Origin of the sequence: Phnomibacter ginsenosidimutans (genome assembly GCF_009740285.1) — a bacterium.
GTDB lineage: Bacteria > Bacteroidota > Bacteroidia > Chitinophagales > Chitinophagaceae > Phnomibacter > Phnomibacter ginsenosidimutans.
In genome coordinates, this window is the sequence record NZ_CP046566.1 from 4,178,261 (window position 1) to 4,193,905 (window position 15,645).

Consider the following 15,645-nt stretch of genomic DNA (forward strand, 5'->3'; position numbering starts at 1 on the left):
CGGTTTTTTATTGCGGCTGCTCCTCGTTACGCAATTAATTTTTTAATCCCTTCTATCCTTCGCTTTCGCAAACATCAGGAACTTGCGGGCAGCATGTGTTTGCATTCGCCATGCACCAACTGGTATGATTCGTTGCTTGTTTTGTTTCGCCGTATTGCTGATGGGTTTGGGAAAAGCTGCCGCTCAGCAACACATTCAATTGTTAAACAAAGGCTGGCAGTTTGCTGAGCAGGGCAGTAGCCAGTGGCGGCCCGCTTCGGTGCCGGGTACTGTCCACACCGATTTGATGAAACAGCAAGTGATACCCGACCCTTACTACCGCAGCAATGAAAAAACCGTGCAGTGGGTGGCCGATAAAAACTGGGTGTACAAAACCCAATTTACCAGCAGTGCCGCACAGCGCAATCAACAACATACCGACCTCGTATTTGACGGCCTCGATACCTACGCCGATGTGTATCTCAACGGGCAATTGCTATTGCAAGCCAACAACATGTTTCGGCAGTGGCGCATTCCGGTAAAGCATTTGCTGAAAGCCAACAACGAGCTGCGCATTGTGTTTCATTCAGCCAAAAAGCAAGTGGCTGCTTTTGCCAAAGCCGATTCGCCACTGGTGATACCTGCTGAAAATCCACGGGTATATGCCCGCAAGGCTCAGTACCATTTTGGTTGGGACTGGGGCCCCACTTTTGTTACTGCCGGCATTTGGAAAAATGTATACCTCGACAGCTACAACCAGCCCGCTGCAGAAAAGCCTTTTCACAATCCCCGAAAGATTGAACTGGTACAAGAGCCTGACAGTATTGGCAAATCTTTCTATTTCAAAATTGATGGTAAGCCTGTGTACATGAAAGGTGCCAACTACATACCGTCGGATATGTTTTTGCCACGCCTTACCAAAAACGATTACCGACAAATACTGCTGGCCGCCAAAAATGCAAACATGAACATGCTGCGCATTTGGGGTGGCGGCGTGTACGAAACCGAAGACTTTTACGACCTCTGCGATTCGCTGGACATTTACGTGTGGCAAGACTTCATGTTTGCCGGTGGCATGGTGCCGCTGGATGAGGCGTTTTTCCTGAACGTAAAAGAAGAAGTGATACAGCAAGTAAAAAGACTGCGCCACCACAAAAGCATCATTGTGTGGTGCGGCAACAATGAAGTAGAAGAAGCCTGGCACAACTGGGGCTGGCAAACACAATTCAACCTGCACGGCCAAGACTCCGCCAAAGTATGGCATGCTTACAAACGCCTGTTTAAAGACAGCATACCGGCTTGGCTGCAGCAGTACGATGGCACCCGGCCGTATGTAAGCACATCACCCATGCATGGCTGGGGCAGGGCCGCCAGCATTACGGAAGGCGACAGCCACTACTGGGGCATTTGGTGGGGCATGCAGGAAATAGAAATGTTTGAAAAAAAGACCGGCCGCTTTGTAAGTGAATACGGCATGATGGCCATGCCCAATATGAATACCACCGCATCGGTTACACTACCGCAAGACCGTTATCTCTATTCCGAAGCGTTGAAAACACACCAGAAACATCCTACTGGTTTTCAAAACATGAATGGCTACCTGCACCAGTATTTCATCGACTCAGCCCGCATCAAACATTTATCGCTGGAGCAGTATACGTACCTCACCCAGTGTCTGCAGTACTATGCTTTTAAAAACAGCATAGCCATACACCGCAGCAAATACCCGGTGAACATGGGCACTTTGCTGTGGCAGCTCAACGATTGCTGGCCCGTAGCCTCCTGGGCCATTACCGATTTCAGCCGCCAGCCAAAAGCGGCGTGGTATGCCGTAAAAGAAGCTTACCGCGATGATGTGTTGCCCCAACGGGATGCAGTGCGGCCCAAGGCCTTGCAGCTATCCAAACCGAGCTACACACTGCAATGGAAAAATGCAGAAACACTGCTGCTGAAAAGTAGTGTGCCCGCTAAATATGTGTACCTGCATGTGCCGGGCGTCAACCTGCAGCTCAGCGACAACTACTTCGATTTGCAACCCAGCGACACCAAAGCCATCAGCATCAAAGGATTACCGGTGAGCCAGCGAAAAGTGTTGCGCATTTGGTCTCTGTACGATGTGGTAAAAGAAAAGTAACCACCACTACGCTTCCCACTCAGCGTAAGAGTCGGCCGTTTCGTACAGCTTGAGGCGGCAGAGTTTTACCTCGGGTGGCATGGCGCCTTCAATGGCCGATTTTACTTTCAGCAAAATGTTTTCGGCGGTGGGTTCAATGGGCCAGATGTCGAGGTTTTCGAGGCTGCCCAAGTGCGGGTTTTGCGCCAGGTAAGCTTCGCTTAAAATAATACAGTGGTCCATTTTATCTACCACCTGCGCTTTTACAATGCGCTTCAAATCTTTGAAGTCCATTACAAAGCCGGTACCATCCAGAAAACCTTCGTTGGGGTTGGCCTGCTGCACGGTTACGTGCAGCACATAAGAATGGCCATGAATATTTTTACAACTTCCGCAGTAGCCAAAAATGGCATGGGCAGTTTCGAACCGGAAAATTTTGGTCACACGTAACATACATCAACACTTAAAAATCAAACAATGGCCGGGCTGTACCGGCGCTGCAACGCCGCAAAAGTATCTCAAATGGGTTAGTTTTGGCCAAGGATGAATGCGCATGAACATATTGCTGCCTTTGTAGCAGCCCAAACGGTGGCCACGGTTTGTTGCACCAATGCCGATCAGCAACTGCATTGCTTTAGTTGCTACTACGCTTTCGATGCCGGCCAAACGCTGCTCTACTTCAAAACCTCCGCCGATACCCAACACATGCAATGGCTGCAGGCCATGCCGCAAACAGCGGGCAGCATTTTGCCCAACAAACTGCAAAAGCTGGTGGTAAAAGGCATTCAATGGTCGGGGGTATTATTGGCCGAAGACGACCCGCTGGCGGCACATGCCGGCAAGCAGTACCACCTCAAATACCCGTTTGCGCTGGCCATGCCCGGCACGGTACGCACCATTCGCCTCGATACCCTCAAAATGACCGACAACAGCCTGGGCTTTGGCAGCAAAGTGCATTGGAAAAGAGGGGAATAGAGTTAATCAAAAATCAGCAAATAGAAAAGTACAACAACAGGGTAATTGATTCTTTTCATCTGCTACAACACCCATCCGTTATACAAAATGCTTACCGCCAATACTTAGGTGGAGTACATTGTCAATGCTGTGTGTTTCCTGCAAGCGTAGCATTTCTTGCTTGGGGTAAAAAATGGGTTCGTCACTCAAATCAAAAGTGCCGTAGTGCATGGGAATGAGTTGGCGGGCACCCAGTGTTTGCAATACCTGCAGCGCATCGGCCGGGCTGGTATGCGATGGATGCATGAACCACTCGGGCTTATACGCACCAATGCCAATGATGGCATAATCGATGCGTGGAAAGAGTTGCGCAATTTGCTCAAAGTGAATGCCCAAACCACTATCGGCACCAAAGTAAATATTGCCGGCACTGCTTTCGAGCATCATGCTGCCCCACAGCATTTCGTTGAGGTCGGTAAGGCCGCGGCGGTTCCAATGTTTTGCTGGCAAGTACGTGACAGAAAAGTCTTCCTCGATATTGTAGCGTTGAAACCAACCGGCTTCAATAATCGGGTTGCTGATCTTCCACGACCGCAACAGAGGCGCCAATCCAAGGCCGGTTAAAATAATGGCTTTGGGGTTGAGGCTGCTGAGTATTTGCAGGCTGCGCTGGTCGCAGTGGTCGCGGTGATTGTGCGTCAGCAATATGTAGTCGATGTGTTTTAAATCGGCCGCATCCATAGGCAGCGGCGTGTAGCGTTTTATCTGATGCACTACCACGGGCAGCTTACCCAATATGGGATCGGTAATGATTTGCTTGCCATTGATACTGATGAGAAAAGACGCATGCCCCAACCAGGTGATGCCGTTGTCGGTATTGCTCGTCAGCTTAGGCTGATGAATGACTTCAATGCCATGCTGCTGCTTTTTTTTCAGCGGCTTCAATGGTTTTTTTTCTGCCTGCCATTTCAGTACGTCCCAATAGTTGCGCTGCGAAGGCCCGTCGAGATTGATGTACTGATGTTTATCGTTCAGCGGATTGCCGCTCCAGTTGTCGATGATAAAAGGTAACGCTGGATTGTGTGTTGGTCTTGCCATATCAGCAGCTGAATTGTCTTAAATGATGATCGAGGTGTTTCCAAATGAGGCGGCCCCAGTCTTTGCGGCCCAGTTTGCCAAACAGCGGATGCGTAGCTTCGATATTTTCTTTTTGCAACACAGCTTGCAGCGCATCTGTCAGTTTTGCTTTTTCTTCTGGTAGTGTTCCCACTTCGGGCTTCGCTTTTTTGACATCGAGGCTGGGTGCCGTGGGCGATTCTTTGGGCCAAGGAACAGCATAAATAGCCAACCATGTAAAAGGCTGATACCGAAACATGGTATTCAGCACTTTGGTATCAGTTGGTTGCAGCACAAACTCCAGCTGCTGCCGGCAGTGCCAGCACATTTCGGCAATGGTCATGGTGCCCCACTGCCTTGCGGAGTTTTCCTGCAGGGCTACAAGTCGCTGTTCTATTTGCTGCAATGCTGCAGGTTGCAAAATGCTATTGGCCATGTGGTAAAGGTATTGTTGTGCAGGAAGATGAATGAAGATTCGTTTACCGCATCAGTTTCCGCAGCACCTGCACATACCATTTTTTGTATGGCGCATACCAGAGTGGTGTATCGCCCAAGCGATGGCTGCGCATGATGCTTTTCAAATGTGAAAACCGATCGAAACCATATTTGCCATGATAGCCGCCCATGCCGCTGAAACCCACACCGGTAAAGGGCAGGTCGGTATTGCCCAGGTGAATAACACCATTGTTCACACAGCCGCCGCCAAACTGAATGCCTTCCATAAAATAGCGTTCGGTACTGCTGCTGTTGGTATACACATACAACGCTAACGGATACGGGTTTTTCGCAATGATGGCCTTGGCTTCTTCATGTGTATCAAAACCAATGATGGGTAAAATGGGGCCGAAAATTTCTTCCTGCATAATGGGCGATTCCATTGCCACTTCATCGATGATGGTGGGTGCAATAAACAAATCTGCCGCATCGTGCTGGCCGCCATGCACAATATTGCCCTGCGATAAATAGCCCGTCAGCCGGTTGAACTGACGCAGATTGATGATGCGTCCAAAGTCGGGGCTTTGCTGCGGATCATCGCCATACATCTGCAGCAAATGTTTTTTCAATGCCGCTATCAGCTTGTCTTTTACGCTATGATGAACCAACACATAATCGGCAGCCACACAGGTTTGCCCGCAATTGAGAAAGCGGCTGAAGATGATTTTTTTCGCCGTGTAATCAATGCTGGCATCTGCCGCCACTATACATGGACTTTTACCACCCAGCTCCAGTACTACTGGTGTAATCTGTGTAGCAGCGGCCTGCATAATTTTTCTGCCTACGGCAGTACTGCCGGTAAAAAATACGAGGTCGAGATGTTGTTTGGCAATCAGTTCCTCACTTACCTGTTGGCCGGGTCCGGTAACAATGGCGATGTAATCCGGCTCAAAGGTTTCCTCAATCATTTGCTTCAGCACAGCAGCTACATGCGGTGCTTCTTCTGAAGGTTTGAGGATGCTGGTATTGCCTGCGGCGATGCTGGCCATCAAGGGTTGTATCAGCAATAAAAAGGATAGTTCCAGGGCGCCATAATGAGGCTGACACCCCGTGGCTCTGGTACCACTTTGCTGGTAGAAGGAAAAAACATGAGCGGCGTACTGCGGTGCCGTGGCTGCATCCAACCACGCAGGTGTTGTTGCGTATGTGTGAGCTCTTTATAGGCAGGCCCGAGTTCGGTACCGTAAGCTTCAAATTCATTTTTGCGCAGGTCTTTGTACAGTGCTTCCTGCAAAGGCTGCTCGTAACGGCCTATGGCTTTGCGCAACACGCCCAGCTGGGCTTTTCTAAAACCATAACTGCGGGTTACACCCGACTGAAAAAAAGCCTGCTGCTGTGCGTATAATTGTTGCAGGTCTTCAGCCGTATGGCTGGCTACTGCACCGGAATGTATTTCTGTTGTCATAAATCAGCAATCGTTATTTATCAATTAATGCACACCCATGACAGCTGCCATGGTTACAATGCCTTCCAGCAAAAAACTGATTTGCAGGTTTTCGTTTTCGGCATGCTGGTTGTTGTCGTAGTTCACAATGCCAATGCTCACCGGCAGCGATTGCAAAATGGTTTCAAACATGTAGAGCGGCAGGCTACCACCCACAGTGGGTATTTTAATCACCGCATCTGTTGTGGTAGATTGAATGGCTGCAATCACCTGTTGAGCAATGGGCAAATCCATCGGCGTTTTCTGTGCCGGGTACGCACCATCGTTCATCGTTAGTTTGGCAATCAGCGGATATTTTTTCCGCTCTTCTGCGGTAGGCTCATGGTCGAGTACGGTGTAGCCCTTGCTTTCGATGTAGCGTTTTACTTTGTTGAACTGTCCTTCCACCGTATTCCCTTTTACCAGGCGCAAATCCAATGCTGCCGTGGCTTCGGCAGGAATGATGTTGCTGGCCATGCTGCCCACATTCATAGCCGCAAAACCGTTGATGTTGAGCGTAGGAATATTCAGCAACTCCTGAAAATTGCGGCCATCGCCATCCGGATGAATCATCATCAATTCTGTTTGTAGCGTAGGCACCACATCGGGTATTTGTGCAATGGCTTCCTTTTCTGCTTTGCTGAGCGGCTGCACATCGTCATAAAAACCGGGGATGGTGACCATGCCTTTGTCATCTTTCATGCTGGCCAGTAGTTGCGCCAGTCGCATGGCCGCATTGGGCGCCCAGTTGCCATAGTTGCCACTGTGCAAGGGTCGTGCTGAAGCGTACACTTTCAGTTCGGCGTTTATATCGCCACGTACCCCAAACACCAGTTGCTTACGACCCGTTACATGGCGGGCACCATCGCATATCATCCATAGGTCGGCTTTCAGCAAGGCTTTGTGTTGGGTAAAATAATCGTCGAGGTGTATGGAGCCCACTTCTTCTTCGCCTTCAAAAATGAACGTGAGATTGGCCTTGGGTTGCTGACCCGATTGTTTCATCAACTCATAGGCCGCAATGATGGCAAACACCCCCGCTTTATCGTCGGCACTGCCCCGACCATAGAGTCGCATTTTTTCTGGAATGACCGCAGGCACCGCATTGCCGGGTACAAAACTGCCGCCACGGTCGAGGCGGTCGGTGGTAAGTTGTGGTGTAAATGGCGACAAGCCCTTGGCCCATTGGGCGGGGTTCACAGGCTGGCCATCGTAATGCGCATAAAAACCCATGGTGGTGGTGGCACCGGGCACTTTTACCTGGCCCACTACCAGCGGGCTGGCACCTTTTATGGGCAAGGTGAGAATTTGCGTAGCAATGCCCCGCCGCTCCATCATTTGCTGGATGAAAGCCGCATTGCGATGAATGTTGATGCTATCGCCCATGACATTGGGAATGGCTACAAACTGCAGGTACTCCTGCAACAGTTGCTGCTGGCGCTGCTGTACCAGCTGGCGTACTTTATCGGCTTGTGCCTGTGCAAAAAAACTGCACAACAGCAGGGCAAAAAGAGGCAGGCTTCGCTTCATCACGATAGGTAAAAATTTGCGGAAAGCTAGGGAACAAGTTTCAGAGTTGACGGGTTCACTAGTTGACTAGTTCAAGGGAAATCAAAAACATGAATTTCCTGATGAAACCTGTGGAAGAAAGTTGCTGACTTTCTCAAAGGCCGTGCATAGCCCGCAGTTTTTTGGGTAGCGACTGTACCACCAAATCGTAGGAGTCTTTGGTCCATTGTAGCAGCAGCTGATTGGATATGCTGCCATCGATCAATACGGTGTTCCAGTGTTGCTTGTTCATGTGGTAGCCGGGCAGTACGGCGGCGTATCGTTCCCGCAGTTCAATGGCCTGCTCGGGGTCGCACTTCAGGTTGATGCTTTCAAACACCGTCATGTTGGCGAGGGCAAACATTTTGCCCGCCACTTTAAACACCAGCGTGTCTTCATCAAAGGGCAGGGTTTCTTCCGTAGCCGGCAGCGAAAGGCAGTATTGGCGAAATTGTTCGAGGTGCATTTTTAAGGTTGGAATGTTGGGAGGTTGGGAGGTTTGCAAGTTCAATGGTTCGAGTGTTTCAAAGTTCACGGGTTCATGAGTTGAAATCCATTACTTCCTACTTTCTTATTCATTATTCTTTGTTTCTAATTTATCATTCTTTCATCGTTGCCAAAAAATCCACCAAGGCTTTGAAGAGGCTACAGCTAACTCAACACTTTCATAGCGGGATTTTCTTTCTTCTGTTGTTCGGTTATCAATGAATAAATAATGGCCGTATTCATTTTGTTTACCAGTTAATACAACTTGTTCATTTTCCAACCAGCCAATTACTCGTTGAATATCTGCCGGTAAATTGGGGTTTAAGCTATTGAGCAAAGTATGTTGCTCATGCTGCGAGAGTTGATCCCAACTGTCTGCAAGTCCGTACGGTACTTCCAACTGCAATCCATATCGCAATGCCAAGTCATTCAAAAAATCGTAGCCTTTCCAATACAGTTCATACAAATGCATCAGTATTTGTGGTAAGGATTCGTCACGCTGCAGCGCTTTGTATAGCAGCTTCAGCAACTTCCATTTTTCATAATCCCCTTTTTCTATGTGCTTTTCTAAAAGCTGGTACAGACCATATTTCACCTGCTCGCCTTTGTAGCCATAGCTGATGAGGTCGAGGTAATCTGATGAAGGCAACAAAGTTTCCAACCGGTTGTCGGTGTACAACCACTGCTCAAATGCCAAAGGAGTTACATCGCCGGATAGCGTTTTGTAGAATAATTCTTGAATGTCTTCCGGCAGTTTCATCTGTATGAAGATGTTTTCTTTCTTGTTTCATTTACACTGTACAAACCTGATGTATGACTGTTGTTTTACTTAAGTCATTCAGATTTGCGTTGTAACTATTGATTCCTCCCTTCGCACTTCTTCATTTCTTTTTGCATTTCCCATCTGCTCATTAGCACATTTTCAAATTAGCACATTGCTCACTCCTCCCAATCGCCCTTTCCTTTCCGAATCACCACGGGGCTATCGGCGGTAAGATCTACCACGGTTGAGGGTTCTATTTCGCCCATGCCGCCATCTACTACCATGTCTACCAGTCGTTCAAAGTTTTCCATAATGAGGTCCGGGTCGGCCAGGTCTTCGGGTAGCTCAGCTGGCACCGAAGCCGATAAAATAGGATGCCCCAATGCTGACGCAATGGCGAGAGCAATGTTGTTTTCGGGCACCCGCAAACCAATGGTCGATTTTTTGCTCTGCATCATTTTGGGCACTTCCTTACTGGCCGGCAAAATGAAGGTGAACGGACCGGGCAGGTGCTGTTTCAGCAGGCGGAATGTGGGCGTATCCAACTGGCGGGCATATTTGCTCAGGTCGCTCAAATCGTGGCACACAAAACTGAGCAGCGCCTTGGCCGGATCGCTGTTTTTAATGCGGGCAATGCGGGTGAGTGCCTCCCGGCTGTGCATGCTGCAGCCAATGGCATACACCGTGTCGGTGGGATAAATAATAACGCCATCCCGCAGCAGGCACTCCACCACCTGTGCTATCAACCGGGGCTGCGGATTATCGGGATGAATGCGTACATGAATAGCCATAGCCGGAAAGGTAGCGCAAATGCCCGGTTGATGCCTTGCTGATACAGCAAAAAAGCAACCCGTTGTACAACCGCTTGTACCTATGCAGGGGCAAATTTTGGTCGGTATACAGGTCTGCCTGTATATTAGTTGGGTCGTGATTACAACCAACCTGATAGCTCCCTTACGCAAATGGCTGCTGTGGCCCATGGCCCTGCTGGGCTGGCAACAAACTGCCCATGCACAAGTGAGCAAAAGCGACACGGCCAACTACCTGCAATCTTATTGGTACAATGGCATTGGCCTGTTGAAACGGCCGCTGCATTTCAACGCCGAACAATGGATTACTGCCAGCGGCTCGCTGGTGTTTGTCGGCTCTATGATTGCGCTGGACGAACCCATTAATATTCCCCTGCAAACCTGGAACAGCCCCGGTGCCGTACAGTTTGGCAAAGCCGGCGATGCAGCCGGTGGATTGCCCGTGCAGCTGGGCATTAGCGGCAGCGCTATTTTGCTGGGCTCCGTGGCCAAACAGCCCGGCCTGCTGCAATTTGGCCTCGATAACCTGCAGGCACAAGCCATGACCGGCGGTGTTACGCTGCTGGTCAAAAATCTTTTTCACCGTGCCCGCCCCGAAACCGGCAATGGTGCTTTTCGCTGGTACGGGCCCATCAACGGCTGGGGCAACGAAAGCTTTTACAGCGGCCATACCGCCATGGCTTTTAGTACGGCCAACATGATTTTTTTGCACAGCAAAAAGAAATGGTGGGTGGGCGTACTGAGTTTTGGTGCCGCTACTGCTGTGGGCATCAGCCGCATGCAGCAGCAAAAACACTGGAGCAGCGATGTAGTAATGGGCGCCATTATGGGCACGGCCATCAGTAGCTGGGTGTACAAGCAGCAGGAAAAAAGAAGAACCACGAGGAAGCAGTTGAAGCTGGCGTATTGAGCAGCATTCATGCACAGCCAGTTTTTTTAGCGACAGTTGTCGCTGCAGCACGGCATCCCCGACAGGAGTCGGGGACGATGTGAATGGTCATCGTCTCCCGAGGAGGACTTCCTGGTTGCCAGCATCATGCTGATAAGTAAGTACCACAGCCGTGCATCTTCTTTCATCCTCTTTTCGAAAACAGGAAAAAAGCCCCCGCAATGGGGAGCTTAACCAAGCTTTACCACGCCCAAGCCGGTCAGGGTTTTACCTTTACCGCCGTATATTTTTCGGCCATTTGCGCCAAACCTTCGAAATTTGACCTCATTATGATACAGACAGGCAATCCCGTAATCAGCATTTATACCGAAATGACGCCCAACCCCGAAACCATGAAGTTTGTGGCCAACAAACTCCTTTACCCGGGCAAAAGCATCGATTTCCCCGATGAAGCCAGCGCCGCTCCTTCGCCCTTGGCCAAAGAGCTGTTTACCTTTCCCTTCATCAAAAGCGTATTCATCGCCAGCAACTTTGTTACCCTCACCAAAACCAACGAAACGGAAGAGTGGATGGACGTCATCCCTACCGTGAAGCAGTTTTTGAAAGAATACCTCGAAAACGGTGGCGTGGTGGTAAACGAAGAAGAACTGGCCGCCAGCAAAGCCCAAAAAGTAGCCAGCAACACCGTGGCTGCCGATGATGATGACGTGGTAAAGCGCATCAAGGAACTGCTGGAAAACTACGTGAAGCCCGCTGTAGAAATGGACGGTGGCGCCATCCAGTTTAAAAGCTATACCGACGGCGTGGTAAACCTGGCCCTGCAAGGCAGCTGTAGCGGTTGCCCCAGCAGCATGATTACCCTCAAAGCCGGCATCGAAGGCATGATGAAGCGCATGATTCCTGAAGTACAGGAAGTAGTGGCCGATGCGGAATAAGCAATGAGCTAATTGGATGATGTGCTAATTAGCTAATGCAATACAGTTCGTATTTTCCAGCAACGTCTCTCGCAGAGCACGTTGCGTTATATAAAAAGTCCTGTGGCAAGTTTAACTGCCGCAGGACTTTTACTTTTGTGCCATGCTACTATCTATTTTTTCCTCACTGCTATTGCAGATTGATACCACCAGTGCCGAGTATCAATTCGGTTATCAGGTTGGCTCCTGGTTGCCGTTTATCGTGTTACTCTTGATTACACTTATTGTGGTCATCATCATCATGCGCAAACGCCGCAAGCAAGGAAGATAAACAGCCAATGTGCCAATTTGTAAATTGGATAATGTGCTAATGAAATACAGCGTTCTCCTTGTAACTGTCATGCATGTAACCACAGTACTGGCTTCAATTACTGGTTCCTCCGCATCTCCGTTTCTCTGGGGTAAAAAATCCGCAAACAACCTCCGCGTCTTTGCGACTTCGCGTTGAAGTGTGTTTTTCGCACAGAGCTAAGGAGAACACAGGGTTTATTGCTTTAGGCAAACTTCAATTACTTCCCGTTGTCATATCTCCAGTAAAACGCCGAGCTGTTTAGGTTAATAGGAAGTGTCCAAAAATAGATTCCTAAAGTAAGCATACAGTAAATCCGATATTGGGAACAGATTATTTAAAATATGTAAGAAGTGATTTTATTAATTTGGAGTCCAAGTAAATTTTAGCACTTTGAAAGTCAGCTTCCTTAAGGTAATTTATTCTTGGTTGCTGATGTCTAAGTTTTTTGATTGCATTCGTATCAAATTCGATTAGCTGTTCTACTAGTTTAAGGGCTTGATAATAGTTATTATTATGATTTTTGAGGTTGTTCAGAAGAAACGATTCATGACCACAAATAGCCGCAGTGGTCTTGATTGAGAAATATGTAGAAATACCTTCATTTATTACTAGCATTTCAGTTTCCTTCAAACTTGGGAATTCCTTTTGGGATAAAACAGGTGGCATAATTCATGACTAAGTTGAAAAATGTATTGAACCTCATCATATTTGGCCTTTAGAGATAACGAAATAGATATCTTACCCTCACTTGGGTAATAACGTAAGTGAGGATGGCTTTCATTAAATTCAATACCAATAAACTCCCAATCATTTATTGGATCTCCAAGTAAACTCCTTGCTTCTTGAAATACCTTTTCTTCTAAACTCATTTCCAAAAAACTTAGAACGAATAAATCTGCGGCCAACACTTGTATAAATTACTATGCATTTCTATTGCTTTGCGTTGAAAAACAACTACACCAATTTCTTGCGGCTCACAATCAACGCAATCAATGCCGAGGTAACAATACCTGTAACCGGTGCAAACATCAGCGAACTGATGATGTAGTTGCGCAGGTTGAAATATGCAGCAGCTTCATCTGCTGTCATCAGTTTTTGTGCCACACTGTACTCCGTTACGTTTTTAAAATAGTCGGGCGAAATAATTTCTACCGACACATACTGCCACAGCGGAGTAAGCACAGTAATGAACAACGTCATCAACAGACCGCTGACAAACGCTTTTTTAAATGTGATGGTGCCGCCATTGGCTTTACGCTTGGCACTCAAAGCAAACCAGTACACCGCAATGGCCACAACCATAAACAGGTTGGTAACAATGGGATGCATGTCGATGTGCTTGTCGTGCAGGCCGGTAAGTTTTTCCAGCAGCATCCATGCCATGCCAGCCACTATAAAAATGACGGCCCATTTTATTTCATGTGCTATGTTTTTCATACGCAAGGGTTGTTGTGAAAAATGAGGTTGCCTTTGTTTTTTTCGCACGGAGGGCACAGAGCTCACGAAGAAGATTGAAGAATCAGACTATACATCATTTGTATTTATCGATGCGACCACCGCATCTCCGCGGTAAAATATGTCAGCAAAAAACTCCGCGTCTTCGAGTCTCCGCGTTGCTAACAATTTATACCAATGTTGCTTCCGAAGTAATGCTGCAGTTATACAACTTCGAGATGGGGCAGTTGGCTTCCGCATCTTTTACTGCCGCCGCAAACTGCTCCGCTGTAGCACCAGGTACTTTGCCTGTTACAACGAGGTGGCTGTTGGTAATCGTGCCATTATCCAGCGTAATGGTACAGGTCGTTTCCAACGATTCGGGCGTTAGTTCCATACCACCGAGCACAAAGCTGAGTTTCATGGTGAAGCAGCCCGCATGTGCAGCGGCTACCAGCTCTTCGGGGTTGGTGCCTACGCCTTCTGCAAAACGGCTGTTGAATGAATATTGCGTTTGTTGCAGCACGGTGCTTTGTGTAGTGAGGTGGCCATGGCCTTCTTTACCAGAACCGTTCCAAACGGCAGTTGCATTTCTTTTCATGGGAAGTCATTTTTTTAAGGAATAGTAAGATAGCATATTTGTGCCCCAACAAGTGCCGAATGCAGGAACTATTTCAACAAGTCTGGAGCGGTTTGCAGCAAACCACGCCCCTCGAATTTGTAGCAGTAATGGCTGGTATCGCCAGTGTTTTTTTTTCCCGCAAAGAGCACATATTGGTCTATCCGGTGGGGTTGGTCAATACCATCATTTTCATTTACCTCTCTTTCAAGTACCACTTGCCCGGCGAAGCGGTGGTCAATTTTTATTACACGGTCATGAGCATTTACGGCTGGTGGTTGTGGGCCAAAAAAGACCAGCAACAGCAACCCGTGATGCACGTAAGTTTCAGCAGCCGCAAAGAGTGGCAACAGCAGTTGTTGTTTGCCGCTGTTTGCTATGTGGCTCTCTACGGTTTTATTCTACTGATGCGCCAGTGGTTTGCCAAAGAAGCCATTCCCTGGGCCGATGCTTTTGCCAGTGCTACCGCCTTTACCGGCATGTGGCTCATGGCCAAAAAGAAAGTGGAAAGCTGGTACTGGTGGATCGCTACCAACATCGCCAGCATACCGTTGTACTTTGTAAAAGGGCTGGTGTTTACCAGTGTGCAATATGTGGTGCTGCTGTTGCTGGCTGTAGCCGGCTTGGTGGGCGTGGAGAGCTAAAAGCAAAATCAATTAGCTAATTTGAAAATGTGCTAATGTGCTAATGAAAACACACCAAACGTTCTAGTGATGAATTGATTAGACCTTTACCTATTTCCCTGCTGCTTTTCTTAATTCTTCCAGCCATTCCACCATCAGCACCGTACGGTATCCGTTGCGCATTTTTTCCAAGCCTATCATCAGGCTGAGTTGCCATGCGGTGCGGGGCACAGGTGGCAGTTCAAACAAAAATGCATCTACCAGATTGTCGGGTTTGTTGGGTGGTAAACCGGCCGGGTCTACAGGTTGCAATACCATAGGCACACTATCGGCTATGGGTAGCGTACAACCATTGATTTGCTGCAACACTTGTCTGAACTGGCGATTCGCATTTACCAAATCTGTTTGCGGTGCAAAGTTGGCGATGTACTGCCAGCTGTCTGTTTGCAGCGTATCTCTATAATCAGTAGCATGTTCTACTTCGGTGGTTTGGGCATCGGCCCAGGGCAGGCGGGTGCTGTAGCGTTCGTGGTTAAAGGTCCATACACCATTGGTTTGGTAGCCATTGCTGCTTTTCAACTTGGTATCGAGTAGTTCCGGTATTTGCTGTTGGGTAAATAAATACACCACTTCCCGTATGGCCGAGCATTGGCGGGAGTAGCCCGTATCTGTTTGCGATAGCGCCACAGATGCCTCAGCACAAGCCATCAAAAAGAAAACAACACGCAGCATGGCAGAAAGGTAGCACAGAATGGAAAGATTACAACAGCACTTCGATGCCTACATACAAACCATCGTCAGTTTCCTTTACGGGATAGGTGCGCAAAAAATAACCTTCGCCACTGGTATTGCGACCCGTGCTCAGCGAAAACTTGTAGCGGTGCAGCGGGCACACCACATTGCCCAGCGCATCTACCCAACCATCGGCCATGCGGCCACTGGCATGTGGGCATTTGGCAGCGCAGCCATACAATGCTTGCTGGTGGCGGGTTATGCAAATGTCTTTGCCAGCCACCGATACCTGCACCAGACTGCGGCCGGTGTTGAACAGCTCGGCCGCACTTTCGGCTACTTTAAACCAGCGGTATTGTTTATCAACAGCAGACATGCACCAAAGAAAGCTTTTTT

The 15,645-nt window shown here is 48.5% G+C and carries 18 protein-coding genes and 1 pseudogene; 6 read left to right on the forward strand and 13 right to left on the reverse strand.

Annotation, left to right across the window (positions count from 1 at the left end):
* Positions 1-136: 136 nt before the first annotated feature.
* The gene (locus GLV81_RS18130; RefSeq protein ID WP_197428747.1) at positions 137-2,113 is read left to right on the forward strand and encodes a glycoside hydrolase family 2 protein; all 1,977 of its coding nucleotides are present in this window, start codon (positions 137-139) and stop codon (positions 2,111-2,113) included.
* Between the two features lie 6 nt (positions 2,114-2,119).
* On the opposite strand, the gene GLV81_RS18135 is transcribed toward GLV81_RS18130, so the two are convergent.
* Positions 2,120-2,545, reverse strand: a complete 426-nt coding sequence (locus GLV81_RS18135) for a 6-pyruvoyl trahydropterin synthase family protein (RefSeq protein WP_157480295.1) — start codon at positions 2,543-2,545, stop codon at positions 2,120-2,122.
* 90 nt (positions 2,546-2,635) lie between these two features.
* Between GLV81_RS18135 and GLV81_RS18140 the strand changes: the two genes are divergently transcribed.
* A complete protein-coding gene (locus GLV81_RS18140; RefSeq protein WP_157480297.1) occupies positions 2,636-3,067 on the forward strand; it encodes a PNPOx family protein in 432 nt (143 codons plus the stop codon).
* 78 nt (positions 3,068-3,145) lie between these two features.
* Here GLV81_RS18140 and GLV81_RS18145 read toward each other — a convergent pair whose 3' ends face one another.
* The 7 genes and pseudogenes from GLV81_RS18145 to GLV81_RS18180 all read right to left on the reverse strand — a co-directional run bounded on the left by GLV81_RS18145 (position 3,146) and on the right by GLV81_RS18180 (position 9,668).
* Positions 3,146-4,144: an MBL fold metallo-hydrolase gene (locus GLV81_RS18145; protein WP_157480299.1), complete on the reverse strand. Its 999-nt coding sequence runs from the start codon at positions 4,142-4,144 to the stop codon at positions 3,146-3,148.
* Position 4,145: 1 nt separating this feature from the next.
* Positions 4,146-4,598 (reverse strand): DUF1569 domain-containing protein, encoded by a 453-nt coding sequence (locus tag GLV81_RS18150; protein ID WP_157480301.1) that lies wholly within the window; start codon positions 4,596-4,598, stop codon positions 4,146-4,148.
* Positions 4,599-4,641: 43 nt separating this feature from the next.
* Positions 4,642-6,062: pseudogene (locus GLV81_RS18155) on the reverse strand (aldehyde dehydrogenase family protein).
* Between the two features lie 24 nt (positions 6,063-6,086).
* Positions 6,087-7,610 carry a M20/M25/M40 family metallo-hydrolase gene (locus GLV81_RS18165; protein ID WP_157480803.1) on the reverse strand — a complete coding sequence of 508 codons (1,524 nt, stop codon included), beginning with the start codon at positions 7,608-7,610 and terminating at the stop codon, positions 6,087-6,089.
* A 133-nt stretch (positions 7,611-7,743) separates the two neighbouring features.
* Entirely contained in the window at positions 7,744-8,094 is a 351-nt protein-coding gene (locus GLV81_RS18170; protein WP_157480304.1) for an MmcQ/YjbR family DNA-binding protein, read from the reverse strand.
* Positions 8,095-8,235: 141 nt separating this feature from the next.
* Positions 8,236-8,874: a hypothetical protein gene (locus GLV81_RS18175; RefSeq protein WP_157480305.1), complete on the reverse strand. Its 639-nt coding sequence runs from the start codon at positions 8,872-8,874 to the stop codon at positions 8,236-8,238.
* A 179-nt stretch (positions 8,875-9,053) separates the two neighbouring features.
* Positions 9,054-9,668, reverse strand: coding sequence for an L-threonylcarbamoyladenylate synthase (locus tag GLV81_RS18180; RefSeq protein WP_157480306.1), 615 nt, complete (start codon positions 9,666-9,668; stop codon positions 9,054-9,056).
* Positions 9,669-9,804: 136 nt separating this feature from the next.
* Here GLV81_RS18180 and GLV81_RS18185 point away from each other — a divergent pair, with 136 nt between their 5' ends.
* The 3 genes from GLV81_RS18185 to GLV81_RS18195 all read left to right on the forward strand — a co-directional run bounded on the left by GLV81_RS18185 (position 9,805) and on the right by GLV81_RS18195 (position 11,820).
* Positions 9,805-10,596, forward strand: a complete 792-nt coding sequence (locus GLV81_RS18185; protein ID WP_197428749.1) for a phosphatase PAP2 family protein — start codon at positions 9,805-9,807, stop codon at positions 10,594-10,596.
* Between the two features lie 308 nt (positions 10,597-10,904).
* Entirely contained in the window at positions 10,905-11,510 is a 606-nt protein-coding gene (locus tag GLV81_RS18190; protein WP_157480804.1) for a NifU family protein, read from the forward strand.
* Positions 11,511-11,652: 142 nt separating this feature from the next.
* Positions 11,653-11,820 (forward strand): hypothetical protein, encoded by a 168-nt coding sequence (locus GLV81_RS18195; RefSeq protein WP_157480308.1) that lies wholly within the window; start codon positions 11,653-11,655, stop codon positions 11,818-11,820.
* Positions 11,821-12,467: 647 nt separating this feature from the next.
* On the opposite strand, the gene GLV81_RS18200 is transcribed toward GLV81_RS18195, so the two are convergent.
* The 3 genes from GLV81_RS18200 to GLV81_RS18210 all read right to left on the reverse strand — a co-directional run bounded on the left by GLV81_RS18200 (position 12,468) and on the right by GLV81_RS18210 (position 13,876).
* Entirely contained in the window at positions 12,468-12,749 is a 282-nt protein-coding gene (locus GLV81_RS18200) for a hypothetical protein (protein ID WP_197428750.1), read from the reverse strand.
* A 46-nt stretch (positions 12,750-12,795) separates the two neighbouring features.
* Positions 12,796-13,278: a DUF4199 domain-containing protein gene (locus tag GLV81_RS18205; RefSeq protein WP_157480310.1), complete on the reverse strand. Its 483-nt coding sequence runs from the start codon at positions 13,276-13,278 to the stop codon at positions 12,796-12,798.
* Positions 13,279-13,465: 187 nt separating this feature from the next.
* Complete coding sequence (locus GLV81_RS18210; RefSeq protein WP_157480311.1) at positions 13,466-13,876, reverse strand: OsmC family peroxiredoxin; 411 nt, start codon at positions 13,874-13,876, stop codon at positions 13,466-13,468.
* Positions 13,877-13,935: 59 nt separating this feature from the next.
* Here GLV81_RS18210 and pnuC point away from each other — a divergent pair, with 59 nt between their 5' ends.
* Positions 13,936-14,538 (forward strand): nicotinamide riboside transporter PnuC, encoded by a 603-nt coding sequence (gene pnuC / locus GLV81_RS18215; RefSeq protein WP_157480312.1) that lies wholly within the window; start codon positions 13,936-13,938, stop codon positions 14,536-14,538.
* A 90-nt stretch (positions 14,539-14,628) separates the two neighbouring features.
* Here pnuC and GLV81_RS18220 read toward each other — a convergent pair whose 3' ends face one another.
* On the reverse strand, positions 14,629-15,249 hold the full coding sequence (locus GLV81_RS18220) for a hypothetical protein (RefSeq protein WP_157480313.1): 621 nt from the start codon (positions 15,247-15,249) through the stop codon (positions 14,629-14,631).
* 28 nt (positions 15,250-15,277) lie between these two features.
* A complete protein-coding gene (locus GLV81_RS18225; RefSeq protein WP_157480314.1) occupies positions 15,278-15,625 on the reverse strand; it encodes a Rieske (2Fe-2S) protein in 348 nt (115 codons plus the stop codon).
* Between the last annotated feature and the right edge of the window lie 20 nt (positions 15,626-15,645).

What these genes read in the sequence shown, in the direction of transcription:
- GLV81_RS18135 (WP_157480295.1), bottom strand. Translation starts at nt 2,545, where the DNA reads ATGTTACGTGTGACCAAAATTTTCCGGTTCGAAACTGCCCATGCCATT.
- GLV81_RS18140 (WP_157480297.1), top strand. Translation starts at nt 2,636, where the DNA reads ATGAATGCGCATGAACATATTGCTGCCTTTGTAGCAGCCCAAACGGTG.
- GLV81_RS18145 (WP_157480299.1), bottom strand. Translation starts at nt 4,144, where the DNA reads ATGGCAAGACCAACACACAATCCAGCGTTACCTTTTATCATCGACAAC.
- GLV81_RS18150 (WP_157480301.1), bottom strand. Translation starts at nt 4,598, where the DNA reads ATGGCCAATAGCATTTTGCAACCTGCAGCATTGCAGCAAATAGAACAG.
- GLV81_RS18165 (WP_157480803.1), bottom strand. Translation starts at nt 7,610, where the DNA reads ATGAAGCGAAGCCTGCCTCTTTTTGCCCTGCTGTTGTGCAGTTTTTTT.
- GLV81_RS18170 (WP_157480304.1), bottom strand. Translation starts at nt 8,094, where the DNA reads ATGCACCTCGAACAATTTCGCCAATACTGCCTTTCGCTGCCGGCTACG.
- GLV81_RS18175 (WP_157480305.1), bottom strand. Translation starts at nt 8,874, where the DNA reads ATGAAACTGCCGGAAGACATTCAAGAATTATTCTACAAAACGCTATCC.
- GLV81_RS18180 (WP_157480306.1), bottom strand. Translation starts at nt 9,668, where the DNA reads ATGGCTATTCATGTACGCATTCATCCCGATAATCCGCAGCCCCGGTTG.
- GLV81_RS18190 (WP_157480804.1), top strand. Translation starts at nt 10,905, where the DNA reads ATGATACAGACAGGCAATCCCGTAATCAGCATTTATACCGAAATGACG.
- GLV81_RS18195 (WP_157480308.1), top strand. Translation starts at nt 11,653, where the DNA reads ATGCTACTATCTATTTTTTCCTCACTGCTATTGCAGATTGATACCACC.
- GLV81_RS18205 (WP_157480310.1), bottom strand. Translation starts at nt 13,278, where the DNA reads ATGAAAAACATAGCACATGAAATAAAATGGGCCGTCATTTTTATAGTG.
- GLV81_RS18210 (WP_157480311.1), bottom strand. Translation starts at nt 13,876, where the DNA reads ATGAAAAGAAATGCAACTGCCGTTTGGAACGGTTCTGGTAAAGAAGGC.
- pnuC (WP_157480312.1), top strand. Translation starts at nt 13,936, where the DNA reads ATGCAGGAACTATTTCAACAAGTCTGGAGCGGTTTGCAGCAAACCACG.
- GLV81_RS18220 (WP_157480313.1), bottom strand. Translation starts at nt 15,249, where the DNA reads ATGCTGCGTGTTGTTTTCTTTTTGATGGCTTGTGCTGAGGCATCTGTG.
- GLV81_RS18225 (WP_157480314.1), bottom strand. Translation starts at nt 15,625, where the DNA reads ATGTCTGCTGTTGATAAACAATACCGCTGGTTTAAAGTAGCCGAAAGT.